The 2863-nt window shown below is 34.0% G+C and carries 6 protein-coding genes; 4 read left to right on the top strand and 2 right to left on the bottom strand.

All coding sequences use genetic code 11. The annotated features are described in order from the left end of the window. A partial coding sequence (locus tag V7183_RS22515) for an LPXTG cell wall anchor domain-containing protein (protein WP_335360906.1) occupies positions 1–243 on the top strand: 243 nt, incomplete at its 5' end. Between the two features lie 216 nt (positions 244–459). Then, positions 460–654, top strand: coding sequence for a Cna B-type domain-containing protein (locus V7183_RS22510; RefSeq protein WP_097963282.1), 195 nt, complete (start codon positions 460–462; stop codon positions 652–654). A 165-nt stretch (positions 655–819) separates the two neighbouring features. Here V7183_RS22510 and V7183_RS22505 read toward each other — a convergent pair whose 3' ends face one another. Further along, entirely contained in the window at positions 820–966 is a 147-nt protein-coding gene (locus V7183_RS22505) for a hypothetical protein (RefSeq protein WP_154724646.1), read from the bottom strand. 127 nt (positions 967–1093) lie between these two features. Here V7183_RS22505 and V7183_RS22500 point away from each other — a divergent pair, with 127 nt between their 5' ends. Both V7183_RS22500 and V7183_RS22495 read left to right on the top strand, forming a co-directional pair. Then, entirely contained in the window at positions 1094–1417 is a 324-nt protein-coding gene (locus V7183_RS22500) for an iron-sulfur cluster biosynthesis family protein (RefSeq protein WP_335360905.1), read from the top strand. 113 nt (positions 1418–1530) lie between these two features. After that, positions 1531–2436 carry a DMT family transporter gene (locus V7183_RS22495; RefSeq protein WP_335360904.1) on the top strand — a complete coding sequence of 302 codons (906 nt, stop codon included), beginning with the start codon at positions 1531–1533 and terminating at the stop codon, positions 2434–2436. A gap of 28 nt (positions 2437–2464) precedes the next feature. Here V7183_RS22495 and V7183_RS22490 read toward each other — a convergent pair whose 3' ends face one another. Next, on the bottom strand, positions 2465–2686 hold the full coding sequence (locus V7183_RS22490) for a hypothetical protein (RefSeq protein WP_335360903.1): 222 nt from the start codon (positions 2684–2686) through the stop codon (positions 2465–2467). Positions 2687–2863: the final 177 nt, after the last annotated feature.

The following is a 2863-nucleotide window of genomic DNA, read 5'->3' as shown; positions in this document are numbered from 1 at the left end:
ACAAATCCAGGTACAGACCTAGGTACAAGCACAAGCACAGAGACAAATAAAAATACCAACAAAGTTACAAACAAAGATACAAATACAAATAACGCTTCAAAAGTTCCACCTACTAAAGGAAATGATAAGAAGACAGCATTACTTCCTAAAACAGGAGGAACACCAACGGAACTTATTTCAATGTTTGTAGGTATGTTGTTGTTAGTCTTTGGGGTAATCTTATTCCGTCGTCAACGAGGTTAATAATAAAATTAGATTATTTATAGTACTACGATGCTAGTATTATAGTCATTAAGTAAAAAAACATGCCAAGTGCTAAAAAAGCGCTTGGCATGTTTTTTATTAGAAGTCTCCCACATCAATTTGTGTAAGGAATTATAGAACCAACAAATTGGTGGGAGATGAATATTTTTATGCGACAAGATATATATATACATTACAAATACAAAAGTGTCCTAGATAACAGTAGTAGAAGGAACAAAGACATGGAAAGACGATAATGCGACAAATCGTCTGAAAAAGGTCAAAGTAGACTTACTACAAAATGGTCAAGTCATTAGAACGCAAGAAGTAACAGAAGTAAGCAGTTTGAAGTATACGCTTACAAAGATAGTGGCATGCGACGCCGAAGGTAAGCTGCATATGAATCATTAGAGAAAATGAAAATTCAAACCTTGCAATTACAATCCTCATTTTTGTATGTAGGTATACATATATCTTGATATTATTGTAACAATATTACATCCAAATAACAAGATATAAAGTTATAAGAAGTAAGGTTTTGGTAAAATTGGTTTTGTAAATCAAGTTATTTCTTTTTCATACTGCGAGTTTTTTCAAACAATCAACTATTAAGAGAATGAAAAAGGATCCGCTAATAAAGCGACTGAAGGCACTATCTTTTCCGTATTTTTTGATTTGAAATAAATGATCTAGTGCATGTTGTACTTCTTTTAAAGTTGGCATAATAAATCCTCCTTCATCACAGATAGTATATATTAGTCTTAATTTTCTATATATAATAAACAGGTAAAATGTATGAAAAGAATGATACAATATAAAAATTACGTGTAGAAATAGGGAGGAACACAATATGTACGTTACTGTAACAGATGCAGCATATAAAAGGATTATGGATACGATTCCAAGTGAAGCGAATTATATAAAGTTATTTTATGATAATGAAGGATGCGGCTGTGTGATGAGTGGGATTATTGATTTAGTAGCTGTATCAGAGAAAGATGAACGTGATGTAGACATTGAATCTAATAAATTTCAGTTTATTGCAGATCGCACGAAGCTTGTGTTTATGGATGATAAGTTAATTGTTGATTTGCACGAATCAGGGGGACATTTTCAGCTGAAAAGCCCGAGTCAATTTTATAATCCAAACATGAAACTTCATATTCGAGTATAACGAATTAAGAAGGAGCGAATTGTGCGCTCCTTTTTCTGATGACATTCTTTAGCTAATAAAATGTACATTAGATTGAATTTTCTGTATAATCTTCTTTGCGGAGGAGTGTGCGTATGAGAAGATGGGGGATTGAATTATTACTTTTAAGTGTTGTGATTATTTGGGGTGTTAATTATACAATTGCGAAATATGGGCTGGAAGAATTTACAGCACTTGAGTTTACGGCACTTCGTATGATAGCAGCGGCACCGCTATTATTAGTACTTACATTTTATATTGAAAAATCACTGTACATGGAGCGAAGAGATATACCAAGGCTTGTTATTGTCAGTATTGTTGGCATTGCCTTGTATCAAACTTTATTTATGGAAACTGTTAAATATACATCTGCAACAAACGCTTCGTTACTTATTTCTATTTCACCTATTTTTACCACGATGTTTGCAATTTTACTTAAACAAGAGAAATTTTCTTCTCGAAAGTTAGTTGGCTCTATTATAGCTTGCACTGGCGCAGCTCTTGTTTTATTAGCAGGGCATTCACTTGCGGGGTCTTTTTATGGAAATGGAGTTGGACTCATTACATCGATGTGCTGGGGGCTATATCCAGTACTAGCAGGGCCGCTTATTAAAAAATATTCAGCACTTCGCGTGACGGCGTGGTCAGCAGTTGTTGGAGCGATTCCGCTTGTCATATTGAGCGGGTGGCATATTTTTTCGTTACCGTTTCAGATTGAACAAGGAATGACATGGTTTGCGCTATTATATTCTATTTTCTTTGTAACGGTATTCGGTTTAGTTATGTGGTATATCGGAGTTCAAAAAATTGGTGCATCTCATACGATGGTGTATATGTATATTACACCGCTTGTGGCGGTTTTATTTGCAGCAGTATGGGCGAAGGAACATATTTCATTGCAGCAAGTGATTGGCGGGGGGATTATTTTTCTCGGTTTATGGTTTGTGAAGTCGGAAAAATTAGAAGCACGGTCTGCCGTATCAGAACATATATCAAAATAGGAAAGTAGATCATTCATGATCTGCTTTCCTATTTTTTTATTTTTGGTAAAAATATAAGAAATAAAATAGCGGTAATAAGTGGGATTAAGTTGAGAAAAGGTATGCGAAACAGTGCAATGAGAATGATACCAGGAAGAAGGACACCGAGGACAGCATAGAAGATACTATGATTTTTGGTGTACCAATATAATGAGAGCCCAATAAGTGCAGGGATAATGAAATGAATGAGAGCTATTAAAAAATAAACCATTAGTCGCCCCCTTTATTTGTGTACTTACTACATCATATCCATATGTTCATAGATTGATATCAACTTTTTCGTAAATGGATGAAAAAATGTTTGCAAAAACGTCACAAAATATCCTGAACTGACATTATAAATCTTGTATAATATTATTTCCGAAAAATATTTTAACAACATAGAGAT

This window comes from Bacillus sp. JJ1127, from assembly GCF_036965845.1.
GTDB lineage: Bacteria > Bacillota > Bacilli > Bacillales > Bacillaceae_G > Bacillus_A.
Note: the sequence above shows the minus strand (reverse complement) of the source record. Positions and strands in the feature narration are given on the sequence as shown.